General features: G+C 69.0%; 12 protein-coding genes and 1 pseudogene. 8 read left to right on the forward strand and 5 right to left on the reverse strand.

Going from position 1 to position 13,813, the window contains the following annotated elements; translation table 11 throughout:
- The first annotated feature begins 143 nt into the window (after nt 1-143).
- On the forward strand, nt 144-506 hold the full coding sequence (locus ACZ3TS_RS37880) for an integrase core domain-containing protein (protein ID WP_467626556.1): 363 nt from the start codon (nt 144-146) through the stop codon (nt 504-506).
- Nucleotides 507-736: 230 nt separating this feature from the next.
- Here the strand turns inward: ACZ3TS_RS37880 and ACZ3TS_RS37885 are convergent, their stop codons facing one another.
- Both ACZ3TS_RS37885 and ACZ3TS_RS37890 read right to left on the reverse strand, forming a co-directional pair.
- Entirely contained in the window at nt 737-2,092 is a 1,356-nt protein-coding gene (locus tag ACZ3TS_RS37885; RefSeq protein ID WP_467626559.1) for an MFS transporter, read from the reverse strand.
- Between the two features lie 202 nt (nt 2,093-2,294).
- Nucleotides 2,295-3,047 (reverse strand): IclR family transcriptional regulator, encoded by a 753-nt coding sequence (locus ACZ3TS_RS37890; RefSeq protein ID WP_467626561.1) that lies wholly within the window; start codon nt 3,045-3,047, stop codon nt 2,295-2,297.
- 88 nt (nt 3,048-3,135) lie between these two features.
- Here ACZ3TS_RS37890 and ACZ3TS_RS37895 point away from each other — a divergent pair, with 88 nt between their 5' ends.
- The 4 genes from ACZ3TS_RS37895 to ACZ3TS_RS37910 are packed head-to-tail and all read left to right on the forward strand — an operon-like array spanning nt 3,136 to nt 7,092.
- Entirely contained in the window at nt 3,136-4,218 is a 1,083-nt protein-coding gene (locus ACZ3TS_RS37895) for a cupin domain-containing protein (protein WP_467626563.1), read from the forward strand.
- A complete protein-coding gene (locus ACZ3TS_RS37900) occupies nt 4,215-5,060 on the forward strand; it encodes a fumarylacetoacetate hydrolase family protein (RefSeq protein ID WP_467626565.1) in 846 nt (281 codons plus the stop codon). Before ACZ3TS_RS37895 ends, ACZ3TS_RS37900 begins: the two co-directional genes overlap by 4 nt.
- A complete protein-coding gene (locus ACZ3TS_RS37905) occupies nt 5,060-5,803 on the forward strand; it encodes a maleylpyruvate isomerase family mycothiol-dependent enzyme (protein WP_467626567.1) in 744 nt (247 codons plus the stop codon). Before ACZ3TS_RS37900 ends, ACZ3TS_RS37905 begins: the two co-directional genes overlap by 1 nt.
- A gap of 44 nt (nt 5,804-5,847) precedes the next feature.
- The gene (locus tag ACZ3TS_RS37910; protein ID WP_467626569.1) at nt 5,848-7,092 is read left to right on the forward strand and encodes a flavin-dependent oxidoreductase; all 1,245 of its coding nucleotides are present in this window, start codon (nt 5,848-5,850) and stop codon (nt 7,090-7,092) included.
- Between the two features lie 96 nt (nt 7,093-7,188).
- Here ACZ3TS_RS37910 and ACZ3TS_RS37915 read toward each other — a convergent pair whose 3' ends face one another.
- On the reverse strand, nt 7,189-8,205 hold the full coding sequence (locus ACZ3TS_RS37915; protein ID WP_467626571.1) for an integrase core domain-containing protein: 1,017 nt from the start codon (nt 8,203-8,205) through the stop codon (nt 7,189-7,191).
- Nucleotides 8,206-8,216: 11 nt separating this feature from the next.
- Nucleotides 8,217-8,363 (reverse strand): annotated as a pseudogene (locus tag ACZ3TS_RS37920) (LLM class flavin-dependent oxidoreductase); the annotation flags it as partial.
- Between the two features lie 100 nt (nt 8,364-8,463).
- Here ACZ3TS_RS37920 and ACZ3TS_RS37925 point away from each other — a divergent pair.
- Nucleotides 8,464-9,090 (forward strand): NAD(P)-dependent oxidoreductase, encoded by a 627-nt coding sequence (locus tag ACZ3TS_RS37925; protein WP_467626574.1) that lies wholly within the window; start codon nt 8,464-8,466, stop codon nt 9,088-9,090.
- Between the two features lie 293 nt (nt 9,091-9,383).
- Here the strand turns inward: ACZ3TS_RS37925 and ACZ3TS_RS37930 are convergent, their stop codons facing one another.
- The gene (locus ACZ3TS_RS37930) at nt 9,384-10,676 is read right to left on the reverse strand and encodes a glycoside hydrolase 5 family protein (RefSeq protein WP_467626576.1); all 1,293 of its coding nucleotides are present in this window, start codon (nt 10,674-10,676) and stop codon (nt 9,384-9,386) included.
- 235 nt (nt 10,677-10,911) lie between these two features.
- On the opposite strand from ACZ3TS_RS37930, the gene ACZ3TS_RS37935 reads away from it, so the two are divergent.
- Nucleotides 10,912-12,033 (forward strand): LacI family DNA-binding transcriptional regulator, encoded by a 1,122-nt coding sequence (locus tag ACZ3TS_RS37935; protein WP_467626578.1) that lies wholly within the window; start codon nt 10,912-10,914, stop codon nt 12,031-12,033.
- Nucleotides 12,034-12,577: 544 nt separating this feature from the next.
- A complete protein-coding gene (locus ACZ3TS_RS37940; protein ID WP_467626580.1) occupies nt 12,578-13,765 on the forward strand; it encodes an extracellular solute-binding protein in 1,188 nt (395 codons plus the stop codon).
- Nucleotides 13,766-13,813 lie beyond the last annotated feature (48 nt).

Genomic DNA, 13,813 nt, shown 5'->3' on the forward strand with positions numbered 1-13,813 from the left:
CAGTTGCATCTGCGTCATGCATGACGATCTACCGGAACTTGCCCCGCTGCGGGAGCGAATCCTGCAGATTGATCACAACTGGATACGCTCCCTAGGGAGCGTGTCTCAGTAACGGGCAACTGGCCCTGGAGTCCCTGCGCTTCGTGCTGCGCGACCGCGACGCCAAGTACGACCCGTCCTTCGACGCCGTCTTCGAAGCCGAGGACATGGACGTGCTGCTCAGCGCGCCACGGGCGCCACGGATGAACGCATACTGCGAGCGGGTGATCGGCACCGTCCGCCGCGAGGCCCTCGACCACGTCCTGCTCATGAACGAGGCCCACGCCCGGCAAGTCCTCGCCGACTTCGAACGGCACTACAACGCGCATCGACCTCACCGGGCCCGAGATCAAAGACCCCCTCACGCCTCCGGGCAGCCCGCCCCCGTCCACGACCTCGACAGCCACAGACTCCCGCGCACCCGCATCCTCGGCAGCGCCATCAACGAGTACCGGTACGCCGCTTGACCTGCGGCGATGACTTTCCGAGCCCCACAGCGTGGCCCGCTCCTCGTTCAGCCTGGCCGCCATGCGGCCTGTGCGCCGGAGCACCAAGAACAGCTCGGCGCCTGGCAGTCCGTACTGTCGCGGTGGCCGCCGGTTTGGTGGCCCGGCCCGCAGCGGAAGACCGGGTGCGGGTGCCCGGCCGACTGCCTGCTCGAGGTGTAGGCGCGACGCAGGGCCCATGGCCGCGGGTGTCAGAGGCTGGGCGCGGTGTCCGGGACCTGGGTGGCCGACGGCTGGGTCGTGCGGGTGCCGGTCAGCAGCGAGGTTGTGGCCACCGCGAGCAGCGCGGCCACCGCGACCGCGACGTACAGCATCCGCGTGCCGCCGAACGCGTCGAGCAGCCATCCGCCGATGTAGGGGCCGAGGATACCTCCGGCCCGGCCGAAGCCGAGCATGTAGCCGGCGCCGGTGCCGCGTGCCTGCACCGGATAGGTCACCGCGCAGACGTTGTTGAGCAGGAACTGCCCGCCGATGATGAACAGGCCGGCCGCGCCCACGCCGATGGCGTCGCCCGCCGTCGTGCCGGTGAAGGCGACAAGCAGGGTGGCCAGCGCACCCAGCGCGCACCACGTCATCAGGGTGCGGCGCGCACCGAGGTAGCGGTCCGCGACGAAACCGCCCGCCAGGGCACCCACTATGGACATGCCCTGGAGCACCGCGCCGAAGACGTACCCGGTCGCGAAGCTCTCACCGCGGTCGATCATGAGCTCGGGCGTCCACGAGGACAGCCCGTACACGCCGAACAGCAGCAGGAACGCGGACGCCCACAGCGCCAGGGTGCGCGTGCGGTAGGCGGGCGCGAGCACCAGACGCCCGCCCACGGCCGCGGGCCTGGGGGAGGTGACGAGTCGCGCGGACGCATAGTCGGCCGCGCGGTCGGGGCGGATCCGGGCGAGCAGGCGCGCGGCCTGCTCCGGCCGCTCGTGTGCGACCAGGAATTCCACCGACTCGGGGAAGACGACGAAGTAGATCAGGCCGAGCACGGCGGCACCACCGCCCAGGTAGAACAGCACCTGCCAGTCCCCACCGGCCGTCAGGTTCACGCCGGTGACCGCCGCGAGCACACCGCCGAGTGCGAATCCGCCGCCGCCGAGTGCCGCGAGTCTGTTGCGCGTCCGGTCGGGAAGGTACTCGTTGATGTACGCCGACCCCAGCGGCAGCAGGACACCGAGACCGAGGCCGGTGAGAGCGCGCAGGGTGATGAACGATGCGAAGGAGGTGCCCCACACCCCCGTCAGCACGCTGAATACGCCGGCGATCATCAGGCCGGCGATCAGGGTCGGTCGCCGGCCGATCCGGTCGGCCACCATGCCGTGCAGCAGCGACCCCACCGCGAAACCGATCAGGCCCGACGACACCAGGAAGCCGGCGGAGCTGGACGACAGATGCCAGGGCTTGACCACGAAGTGGATCACGTAGGACGGGACAAGAGTGTCGTAACCGTCGAAAAGGGTCGCGAGGGCGACCATCATCACGAGCATCCAGTGGAACGGGCGCAGCGGCGCTCCGCCCAGCTCCTCACGTACATCCATTGTCGCCTTTGACACAGAGGCCTCCTTGAAAGCCGCGCCCGTCGGCTCGTTCCGCCGGGGGCTGCCTCACGGTAGGCGTGGAATTCTCTGTGAAGAACTCGGCTGTGCTCGAATTCTTCTGTGCGCAACAACGGCATCAGAGCGCGCCTCAGGGCATACCCGGACGCGCCCTGCGGCCGGCTCGGTGGTCAGCCCGCGCCCCTGAGCCGGCCGCCGGTCACAGATCCACCGTCGCGGCCTCGGCGGCCGCCATGACCTTCTTGGCCAACTCGGGAACCCGCGAGCGCGGAATGCGGGCGCTGGGTGCCCCGACCGCGAAAGCCGCCACCGCCCGACCTGATCCGTCCCTGACACAGGCGCCGACGGCCACGATGCCACGCTCGCTCTCCTCGAAGTTGGTGGCGTAGCCCCGGCGCCGCACCGCCGCGAGCTGCCGCCGCACCGCCGCGCGGTCGACGGCCGGAGCCCCCGGTGCGCCCGGAAGGTTCCTCGGGTACAGGTCCGCCACCTCCTCGGCGGACAGCTCGGCGAGCAACGCCTTGCCGCCCGACGTCACATGGGCGGGCAGCAGCATGCCGACGCGGGAGCTGACCCGCAGCACGTGGGCGGACTCGGCGCAGTCGATGAACCGGGCGCCGTTGCCCTCCAGGACCATCAGGTGGCAGGTCTCGCCGACCTCGCGGTGCAGCGCCTCGACGTGTGCGTGCAACAGCGTCCGAAGGTCCCGCGCGGCCGGCCCGGTCCTGACGAGGCGCTCGAAGGCGGGGCCCGGGCGGTAGGCCCGGTGCGCGTCCTGCGTCGCGAAATCGCGCGCGCTGAGCGTACGCAGGAGCCGGTGCGCGGTCGACCTCGCCACGCCGAGGTGCTCCGCTGCGTCGCTGACGCGCAGCCGCTGACGCTCCGACAGGAGCAACAGCAGGCGCAGGACGTTGTCGGCCGACTCGACCGGATACGAGGATTCGTTTCGCACTGAAGAATTATAGCGCCGCCGGATTCCTCACAGTGAACAAGTGTGCCTACCGTGGACGCGTCGCAGCAGATCACCTAGGGACGGGCGCATGACGACTGAGGAAACCGCTCTCAAGCAGTTGTACGAGGACTTCGCGGACGCGGGCCTGCTGCCCTTGTGGACCCAGCGCGAAGACCTGATGCCAATGACCCCCCAGCCCGCCGCGCGAGCGCACGTCTGGCATTGGCGGGATCTGTACCCCATCGCCGAGCGGGCCGGTGATCTTGTGCCCGTCGGCCGGGGCGGGGAGCGCCGGGCCATCGCCCTGGCCAACCCCGGCCTGCCCGGGGAGCCCTACGCGACCCCGACGCTGTGGGCGGCCATCCAATACCTGGGTCCGCGCGAGGTCGCCCCCTCCCACCGGCACTCCCAGGGCGCCTTCCGTTTCGTGGTCGAGGGCGAGGGCGTGTGGACCGTGGTGGACGGCGACCCGGTGGCGATGCGGCGAGGCGACCTGCTGTTGACCCCCGGATGGGCGTTCCACGAGCATCACAACCCGACGGACACGCCCATGGCCTGGCTCGACGGTCTCGACATCCCGCTGGTCGCCGGGCTCGACGCGGGATTCTTCGAGTTCGGCCCCGCGGAGCTCGCCGACTCCTCCACACCTAAGACCTCGCGCGGCGAGCGCCTGTGGGCGTATCCGGGACTGCGCCCGCTGTCCAGTGTCGCCGTGTCGTCCGTCAACTCTCCTTTGGCTGCGTACCGTTGGCAGCACACCGATGCCGCGTTGACCGCGCAACTGGAACTGGAGAGCGAGGGTCACCCCGGTGTGGCAGGCCCCGGCCATGCCGCGGTGCGCTTCACCAACCCCATCAGCGGCAAGGACGCACTCGTCACCCTGCGCACCGAGATGCACCGCCTGCGCGCGGGCGCCGCGATGCCCGTCACCCGGGTCGTCGGCTCCGCGGTGTGGCAGGTGTTCTCCGGAACCGGCACCGTCCGCGTCGGTGAGACGACCACGCAGGTGCAGCGAGGCGATCTGATCGCCGTGCCGTCCTGGCAGCCGTTCTCCATCGAGGCGGCAACCGACCTGGACCTGTTCAACTTCAGTGACGCGCCGGTGTACGAAGCGCTCAACCTCTACCGTTCCCGCGTCGGAGCAGACGACGCCGCGAAGGAAATGCCGTGAAACTGGCCACCATCCGCACCTCCCAGGGCACTCGAGCCGTACGCGTCGAGGATGATCACGCCGTCGATCTTGCACTGCCCGACCTCGGTGCGCTGCTCGCCCTGCCTGATTGGCGGTCACGCGCCGCGGCGGACGGTCCGCAGCTGCCGGGTGCCGACTTCGACGTGGCACCCGTCGTGCCCCGTCCCGAGAAGATCGTCTGCGTGGGCATAAACTACCGTTCCCACATTGCCGAGATGGGGCGCGAGGAGCCCGAGTTCCCCACACTGTTCGCGAAGTTCCCGCCCGCGCTGATCGGCGCGTACGACGACATCGTCCTGCCCTCCGAGTCGGACGCGATGGACTGGGAGGCCGAACTGGCGATCGTGATCGGCCGTCCCCTGCGGCACGCCGACCCCGACACCGCGGCCCGCGCCATCGCCGGCTACACCGTGCTCAACGACGTGACGGCGCGGGACTGGCAGTACCGCACGCTTCAGTGGCTGCAGGGCAAGACGTTCGCCGCCACCACACCGGTCGGCCCCCACCTCGTCGTCTGCGATGTGCAGGACGCGCGGGCCGCGGCCTTGGACGCACGGTTGAGCTGCGGCGTCGACGGGGAGGAGGTGCAGTCCGCGTCCACCGCCGACCTCGTGTTCGGCCCTGCGGAAATCGCCAGCTACCTCTCGCGCATCGTGCCGCTCGCGCCGGGCGACATTATCGCCACCGGCACACCAGGCGGTGTCGGCCACGCCAGGAACCCCAAGCGCTACCTGGCGGACGGTGCCGTCCTCACCACGCGCATCGAGGGGATCGGCGAGTGCCGCAACGTCTGCCGCGCCGAGAAGGCTGAGGCCGACTGATGGAGCCTGCCGACGACGGGCTCGCCAGGCTGCTGCGCTGGCAGGAGGAAGGTACGAAGCGGTTCGAAGCAGCCGTGGCAGCGCTGTCCGACGCCCAACTCGCCGCTCCGTGTGCCCTGCCCGGCTGGAGCCGTGCTCACCTCGTCGCGCACCTCGCCCGCAACGCGGACGCCCTGGTGAACCTGCTGCACTGGGCGCGCACCGGGACCGAGACGCCGATGTACGCGCGTCCCGGGCAGCGCGAGGCCGACATAGAGTCCGGTGTCGGGCAGACGCCGGAAGCGCTGCGTGCCGACCTGCACGCCGCCGACCTGCGTCTGGCCGCTGCCACCGCCTCGCTTCCGCCCACCTCCTGGGACGCCCGCGTGCGCAGCGCTCAGGGCAGGGACATCCCCGCCCGCGAGGTGCCCTGGCTCAGGACCCGGGAAGTGTGGGTACACCTGGTCGATCTGGATGCCGGAGAGACGTTCGCGGCATTGCCCGGCGACCTTGTGACGGTCCTGCTCGACGACATCGCAGGGACGCTCGGCCGCCGCGACGGCGCCCCCGCCGTGGAACTCCTGGCCACCGACGTTCCCGGCGGGGCCTGGACCGTCGCGGGCGCTGCGATGGCGGCGGCGCCAGTCGTCCGGGGCAGCGCCATCGACCTGCTGCGCTGGGCCGCGGGCCGGCCTCTGCCCACCCCCGACGGCGGCCTCGACACCGGGGGCCTGCCTCTGCCGGCCCTTCCGCGCTGGCTGTGACAACAGGCCGGCGCCGGCACGCCGGCCGTGACGAATGGAGTCTCATGAACGCGCAACCCCGCGTGGCGATCATTGGCGGCGGCATCGCAGGCCTCACCCTGGCACTCGAACTGCACGCCGTCGGCGTACCGTGCCAGGTGTACGAGGCGGTCGCCGAACTGGGTGCCGTGGGAGTGGGCATCAACATCCTGCCGCACGCCACCCGGCGTCTGGCCCGGCTGGGCCTCGACGGCGATCTGGCCGCAGTGGCGGTGACGACCCGGAAATCCATGTTCTTCAACCGGTTCGGCCAGCACATCTACACCGAACCCGTCGGACGCGATGCCGGATACGACTGGCCCCAGTTCTCCATCCACCGGGGTGACCTCCAGCAGGTGCTGGCCGACGCGGTACGCGACAGGCTCGGTCCCGACGCGCTGCTGACCGGCCACCGCTGCACCCTGGTCGAGGACGACGGCATCGGCGTCACCCTGCACTTCACCCACCCCGACGGCACCACCTCGACCGCCCGCGCCGATGCGGCCGTCGCCTGCGACGGAGTCCGCTCCACCATCCGCAAGCAGTTCCACCCCGACGAGGGCCGACCCGTCTACTCCGGATACAACATGTGGCGCGGCGTGGCCCCGTGGCCCGAGATACTCGGCGGTGCCGCGATGATCCGAGCGGGGTGGCTGGCCACCGGCAAGCTGGTCGTCTACCCCATCCGCAACCACATCGACAACCAGGCCCGCCAGCTTGTCAATTGGGTGGTCGAGGTGGCGACGCCCCACCACGCCGAGCGGGACTGGAACCGCCCCGGCCGTGTCGAGGACTTCATCGACCGGTTCGCCGACTGGCACTTCGACTGGCTGGACGTACCCGAGCTGTTCCGCGCCTCCGACACCATCCTCGAGTACCCCATGGTCGACCAGGACCCCCTGCCCTGGTGGGGCCGTGGAAGAGTCACCCTGCTGGGCGACGCCGCCCACCCGATGGTGCCGCGGGGGTCCAACGGCGCGGGTCAGGCCATACTGGACGCGGGATGTCTGGCCGAGGCGATCGTTCAGCACGGCGATGTGGCCGAGGCGTTCACCGCGTACGAGAGCGTGCGGCGTCCCGCGACGGCCGCCGTCGTCCAGGCGAACCGCACCAACCCGCCGGACGCTGTGTTGCGCGAGGTTTACGAGCGCACTGGCGACCAGCCCTTCGAACGCATCGAGGACGTGATCTCGGCCGTCGAACTCGAAGGGATCATCGCCGCCTACAAGAACGTCGCGGGCTACTCGGCCGCCGCGCTGCGGAACCGCTGAGGAGAGTGGCGCCGCGCACGGAACACGACGCGGTTTGGCATAGGCCGGCAGGGGCCGGCCCGACTTTGTAGGTGCCGAGAATCACGTCCGTGCTGGTCACGCGGCATGTTGGTATTCGTGCAGCGTCCCTCCGAGTCGGTCTCGTCGGCGGACGTTCAGGTGGGTCAGTTGGGTGGGTTCGGTGATCGGTTCGTGCAGTGGGCGCAGAGGTGCGGCGCCTGCGAGGGTGCGGTGGCGGCGGTGCTGGTTGAAGAACGTCTCGTACTCGCGCAGGGTGTGCAGCAGGTGGGTCTGGTTCCAGATAAAGGTTCGGTCGAGGAGTTCGGTCCTGCACGAGCGGATCCAGCGCTCCATGATCGCGTTCATGCGGGGCATCCTTACCCCGGTCCGCGCGACCTCGATGCCTTCGTCTGCCAGGACAGCGTCGAAGTCCGCTGGGTAGCGGACGTTGCGGTCCCGGATCAGGTACTTGATCTTCGCCCCGCTGTCCTGGACGTCCATGGCAAGATTCCTTGCGACCTGGGTGACCCATGCCGCGGTCGGATGTGCCGTGGCGTCGAGGATCCTCACGCGGCGGGTGGCGTGCTCGATCATCGCCAGCACGGTGAGGGTCTTGGCCTCGAAGAAGTCTGCGGCCAGGATGGTCTCGGCCTGGGAGCGCAGGAAGGCGGCCCAGGTGGTGTGCTCCCGGTCGGGGGCGGGGTGGGATGCAGTGTCGGCGGGGCGCAGGACGCACTCCGCCGTGAGGGCGAAGGCGATGTCGTCTCCGAGTTCGTTGAACGCGTTGTTGAGGGTATGAGCCAACTCCATCTGGACCGAGTCCCCGAAGTGCCCATTGCCGCAGAGCTGTTGTTCCTGCCGTCGTATCCAGAGGCGGACCTGGTCCTGGTTCGCGACAAGGCTCGCCCGATCCCGTGAGGCCCGGCTCGGCTGACCGGCGAGGTATCCCGCGAAGGACACCGACTCGTCGGCGAGCAAACCGTTCACCGTGACGATCCCCTGGAAGTTGCGCCGTGACATGCAGTACATGTCGTTCCAGAGCGTGGCCAGTCCGATACGCCTTCCCTTATCGTCCAGTAGCTCGGTGGCCCGTCCGATGAAGTCGTCACGCATCTGGAGACGTTGCCGGTGCCGATCTCGATCTTCGAGGTCCGGGCACCGATGGCCGACAGCAGCGGGAACGGGCTGGCCGCCTGCTGCGCGAAGTGGTGTACGCGGAAGTACGCGCCGTCCACGCCGAGCTCCTCGGCCGCGACCGCCAGGTCGATGGACTAGGCGAGCGCTCGGCCCGCGGCCTCGACCGGGGCGTAGCCGAATTCCCGCGAACCGGCGGTGGCAGCGGCTGCCCTCCGAACTCGGGCTCTCGTGGTGATGGCCACCCGCGCCGCCCTGGGTTCGATCGGACGAGAAGACCTACATCGGTCTGCTCGCCCTGGACGTCCCGCCTGTCCATGGCCCTGGCGAAGGCCGTGTACGACCGGCGCACCCTCCGCCTTCGACGCCCTGCTGGCCGACGCCGGACTGAAGGCTCCCGAACCGCACTCGGAGGGGCTGCGCGAGCGGATCTGGTGGGGCTCCGGGTCGAACGCGACGGCCGTCTTGCCGAGCCGAGCGAAGGAGGTCCTGCCTCAGGCGCGTTGGGTGATCCACGCTCTTCCGCTCACAGCGGCCACCGCGGGACTCTTCGACGACACGGTGTTCCGACAGCTGAACGAGGCCACCTTCATCAACGTCGGCAGGGGCGCCACGATGCACATGGAATCGCTGGCCCGGGCGCTGGCCGACGGGCAGGTGTGCGGTGCGGTGCTCGACGTCCTGCCTGAGGAGCCTCCCGCACCCGACGGCGCTTGCTGGAGCCTGCAGCGCACAACGATCGCAAGCCACTCCGCGGGCATCACGTACGACGAGGATGTCGTCCAGGACTTCATGAGGTGCTGTGACGACCTGCAGCGCGCAAGACATCCTTCCCTGGCGGTCCAACCGACACTTGGACACTGACCGTCTCCGGACCAGGTTGTCCAGGGGCGGAGGTCTCACCACCTCGTCTCTGTACTGCGGTTGCGGTGGGTAAAGAGGTGAAAGAAGTTCGACGTCGACCGGTTCACGTCGTCGTAGCAGAGCCCGCGCCACCGATCCACCCCGATGGGACGCCGCCGCTGCCCCGAGCCCGGGCGGGTTCGGGGCAGCGGCGGCGCAGTCATTCGGGGAGGTGCAGTCATTCGGGGCGGCCCTCACCGCGCGTATGGAGGAGCGGAGGAACCGGAACGAGCGGCCCTCGTCCGGCCGCCTCCTCAGGCCACCTCGTCAGGGGTGACGACCTCCGTGATGCCACGCGCCGCCAAATGACCGGTGTCACCGGCACGTCCGGCGAGCACGGTCGTGGGCCTGACTCCGCTTTCGCTCAACCGCATGAATGCTTCGAACACGGCACCACCGGGGCCACAGACCGACGACTTCGGTGCGGCATCGGGATCCCCGGCGTCCCCGACGTCCACCACCAGGGCGGTGGTGCGAGGAGCCGGAGACACACCGCGCTCGCGCACGCTTGCGACGAGCCGTGCGATGCCCTGGCCGACCGGCTTGACCTCGCGGCCGTTGGTCAGCAGGCCGAGGCTGTACTCGAGCTCGGGGAAGTCCGCGAGTCGCCGGTCCACGTCGTGCGAGCACCACCAGGTGACCCCCCAGACGTCGGGGCAGTCGAGGGCGGACGCGATCGTCGCTTCGGCGAACTCGGCCGCGTAGGAGGCCGGGATGTGCGGGGCCGGCGCGCCGACCTCCTGCAGCCACACCGGCCGGCTCGGGTCGTCCGCCCACCCCTTGGAGAGCTCGATCAGGTAGGCGGCGTGCTGGGAGGTGGCCGTCGACCGTGTTCCGTAGGTCTGGGCGGTTCCGTTGAACACCCACGAATGGATCGTGGTCGCCCCGCCGAGGCGCGAGCACTGGGCCGGGGTGAACGGGTGCTCGTCCTGGTACCAGGCGGCGTCGTACTCGGCGTGCACGTGCAGCCTGCCGGGGGCGCCGCTCTCGCACGCGGCGAGCATCCGCGTCAGCCAGGACTCGGCCTGCTGCGGTGTGATCCGGTCGGGATCCGGGTGCGGGCCGCTGGAGAACTGGTTGACCTCGTTGCCCACCGTCATGCCGATGAAGTTGGGGCGGTCCGCGAGGGCCGCGGCCAGCGTGCGCAGGTACGCGGCCTCCGCGTCCACCACGTCGGGATCGGTGAACATGTTGCGCCGGTGCCAGGTCTGGGTCCACGACGGCTGGAAGTCGAAGCTGGAGAGGTGGCCCTGCAGCCCGTCGACGTTGACGTCGAGACCGCGCTCGGCCGCCGCGTCCACCAGCTGAACCAGCTGTTCGACGGCGCGCGGCCTGATCAGCGTGCGGTTGGGCTGGAAGAGCGGCCACAGCGGAAACACCCGGATATGGTCGAGGCCGAGGATCGCGATGGAGTCCAGGTCGGCCTCGACGGAAGCCAGGTCGAAGTCGAGCCAGTGGTGGAACCAGCCCTCCGATGGTGTGTAGTTGACGCCGAAGCGCGGCGATCGGGGGATCTGCGCGTGTGGCGCGCTGCTCTCAGCAGTCATGCGCGTGGGGAGTCCTTGGGTAGAACGAAGGGCCCGACAGCCCGAAGGGTGGCGGCATGCATTGTCAGTACATCCCCTTCCTTCGCCGCCGGTCGAGCTGAAACTTCGATGAAGAGTGCGAGTTGCCGGGTCTTGTGAGGTGCAACTAAAACGCTTTATAGTCCGCTAGGTCAAGCGCCTTAGTTGTACCTCTTGAAGAGGCACGCGGGCAGACTGCTTCCAGGAGGTGTGGGGAATGGACGCAGGGCAACCATCGGACAAGAGGGTGCCCGTGGCGGGTCGGCGGACCAGACGTACTCCGGCGCGACGGCCCACGATGAAGGACATCGCTCTCCGTGCGGGGGTGTCTGAGAGTGCGGTCTCCTTCGCGCTCAACGACCGCCCCGGCGTCTCCGAGGCCACCAGGAACCGGGTCCGTCGGGTCGCCGAACAGCTCGGATGGTGGCCGGACTCGGCCGCCAGGGCACTGTCCGGCGAGGGAGCGGGCACTGTCGGTCTCGTACTGGCCAGGCGGGCGCACACCTATGGCGTGGACTCGTTCGTCCTGGAGCTCATCTCGGGCGTCCAGCAGGTGCTCGCGGACTACCGGCTCGGGCTGCTGTTCCAGATGGTGGAGGACATCGATGCCGAATGCGCGACGTACAGGCGCTGGTGGGCGGAGCGCCGCGTGGACGGCGTACTTGTCGTCGATCCGCGCACGGTCGACCCGCGTCTCGGGCTGCTCAACGAACTCGGCCTGCCCGCCGTGGTCATCGGGAGCACTCTGGAACAGCCGGGGGCTGAGACCGCCCTCTACCCGGCGCTGTCCACGCTCCGCGCCGACGACACGGGCGCGATGGCGCGCGTCGTCACGCACCTGCACGAGCTGGGTCATCGCCGGATCCTGCACATCGCGGGACTGGCCGACCTGGTCCATACCCAGCGGCGTATCCACTCCCTGGCCAGGGAGGCAGCCCGTCTCGGGCTCACCGACGTACGCTCGGTCACCACTGACTACTCCGGCGTGGAGGGGGCGGCGGCGACCCGGCAGGCTCTGGAGGGGGACTCCGTGCCCACCGCGATCATCTACGACAACGACGTGATGGCCGCGGCCGGGCTGTCGCTGGCCACCAGCAGAGGGCTGTCCATCCCGCGCGACCTGTCCATCGTGGCATGGGAGGACTCGCTGCTCTGCCGGATGGTCCACCCCTGGTTGACGGCCCTGGCCCGGGACACTGTCGCGCTCGGTAAGAGAGCGGCGGAAGAACTGACGGCGCTGATCGAGAGCGGGCCGGCCAGGAACGTGGAGGTTTCGTTGCCGGAGCTCATCGCGCGGGAGAGCACCGCACCGCCCCTCGTCCTTTCCACCGCACTGTAACGCCCGCCGGTCGGGGGGGCCGTGGGCCCTTGGCTTTCTGAGGTGACCGCTCCCGGACTGCGGCTGCCACCGGATTGCTCGCACGAACGGAGGGATACCTTGGTCCGTTTTGTGTGCGGCTCGTCCGCCCCAGCATGCTTCTACGTGCGCCCGTGAGCGGTGTTTGTGCTGCTCGGATTTCCCGAGCTGTCACCCGTGCCATTCGGCCGAAAGGCCAGGTCAGGTTGCCCTTCCCGACGGCGGACACACCGCAGGCAACGCTTCTGACGGCTGCCTTACGAAATGACTTCAACCTCTTGACATGATCCTGTGCCACACGCATAGTTCCGGTGAACTTTATCGGTTTAGTTGACGCTGGATCGCATAACCCCTGAAACCAGCGGGGTATGTCGGTGAGACGGGCCAATGGCGGCCCACAGGAGGATCCATGAGAAACCCCAAAATCCTGACCGCAGCCGTTATTGGGGCTGCTGCGCTGGCAATGACCGTCAGCGCGTGTGGTGTTGGCGACAGCAGTGGCAGCAGCAAGGACGCTCAGAAGACGGTGGCGTCCGACGCCCCCCTCAAGGGGTCCATCACCTTCCAGACGTGGTCGCTGAAGAACCCGACGTTCACGCCGTACTTCACCTCGCTGATCGACGTGTTCCAGAAGGACCACCCCGGCACGAAGATCAACTGGATCGACCAGCCCGGCGCCAACTACGCGGACAAGGTCATCAGCCAGGTCACCAGCGGCAGCCTGCCCGACGTCGTCAACCTGCCCCCGGACATCGCGTACTCGGTGGCCAAGACCGGGGGTCTGCTCGACCTGAAGAAGAACGTGCCGGCGCTCGACACGACCTACGTGTCCAGCGGGCTCAAGGCGTACACGTACCTCAGCATGCAGGGCACCTACGGCTTCCCCTGGTACCTCGGCGCCGACATGAACTACTGGAACGGGGCGATGCTCCGGCGTGACGGCCTCGACCCGAAGAAGCTCCCGACGACCCTCGATGAACTCGTCGCACAGGCCAAGGTCATGCACGACAAGTCGGGCGGCAAGGACTTCCTGATGAGCCGCATGCCGTGGCTCAACGACATCGTCCAGTCCGGCACGGCGCTGACGAACAAGGACGAGACCAAGTTCGTCTTCAACACCCCGGCCGCGGCTGCGATGCTCGACAAGTACCGCGCCGCGTACAAGGCCGGCTACCTCCCGGGCAACGTGCTCACCACGGACTACATGGGCAACAACGCCGCCTTCCTCAAGCAGGAGGTCGCCTGGACGACAGGCCAGGGCAACGGCATCCAGCAGACCCGGCAGACGAACCCCACCCTCGCCAAGGAGATGATCCCCTCGTCGTCGATCGGCACGCCGATCCTCAACGTCCAGGGCATCTCCGTCTCGTCGAAGAGCAAGAACCTGCCGCTGGCCCTCGCGTTCGCGAAGTTCGCGACCGACAACCAGAACCAGGTCGACTTCGTCAAGCTGGCCCAGGGCTTCCTGCCCGGCACGGCCGCGGCCGCGCACGACCCGGCGTACTCGAAGAGCGACGGAACGCCGCAGGGCGACGCCGCGGTGATCGGGTACAACGACCTGCAGAAGGCCGTCGACTACCAGCCGCCGGTCTGGACGCAGGAGATGGGCACCATCCTCAACCAGCAGTTCGCCCTCGCGATCTCGGGCAAGGAGACGTCCAAGCAGGCGCTGGACACCATCGTCAACAAGGCGAACCAGCTGCTGTCCGACTAACCGAGACCGTTGCAGGGGCGGGATGCGCGCCGGTGGCGCCGCCCCGCC

This window comes from Streptomyces sp. NPDC022910 (assembly GCF_055561075.1).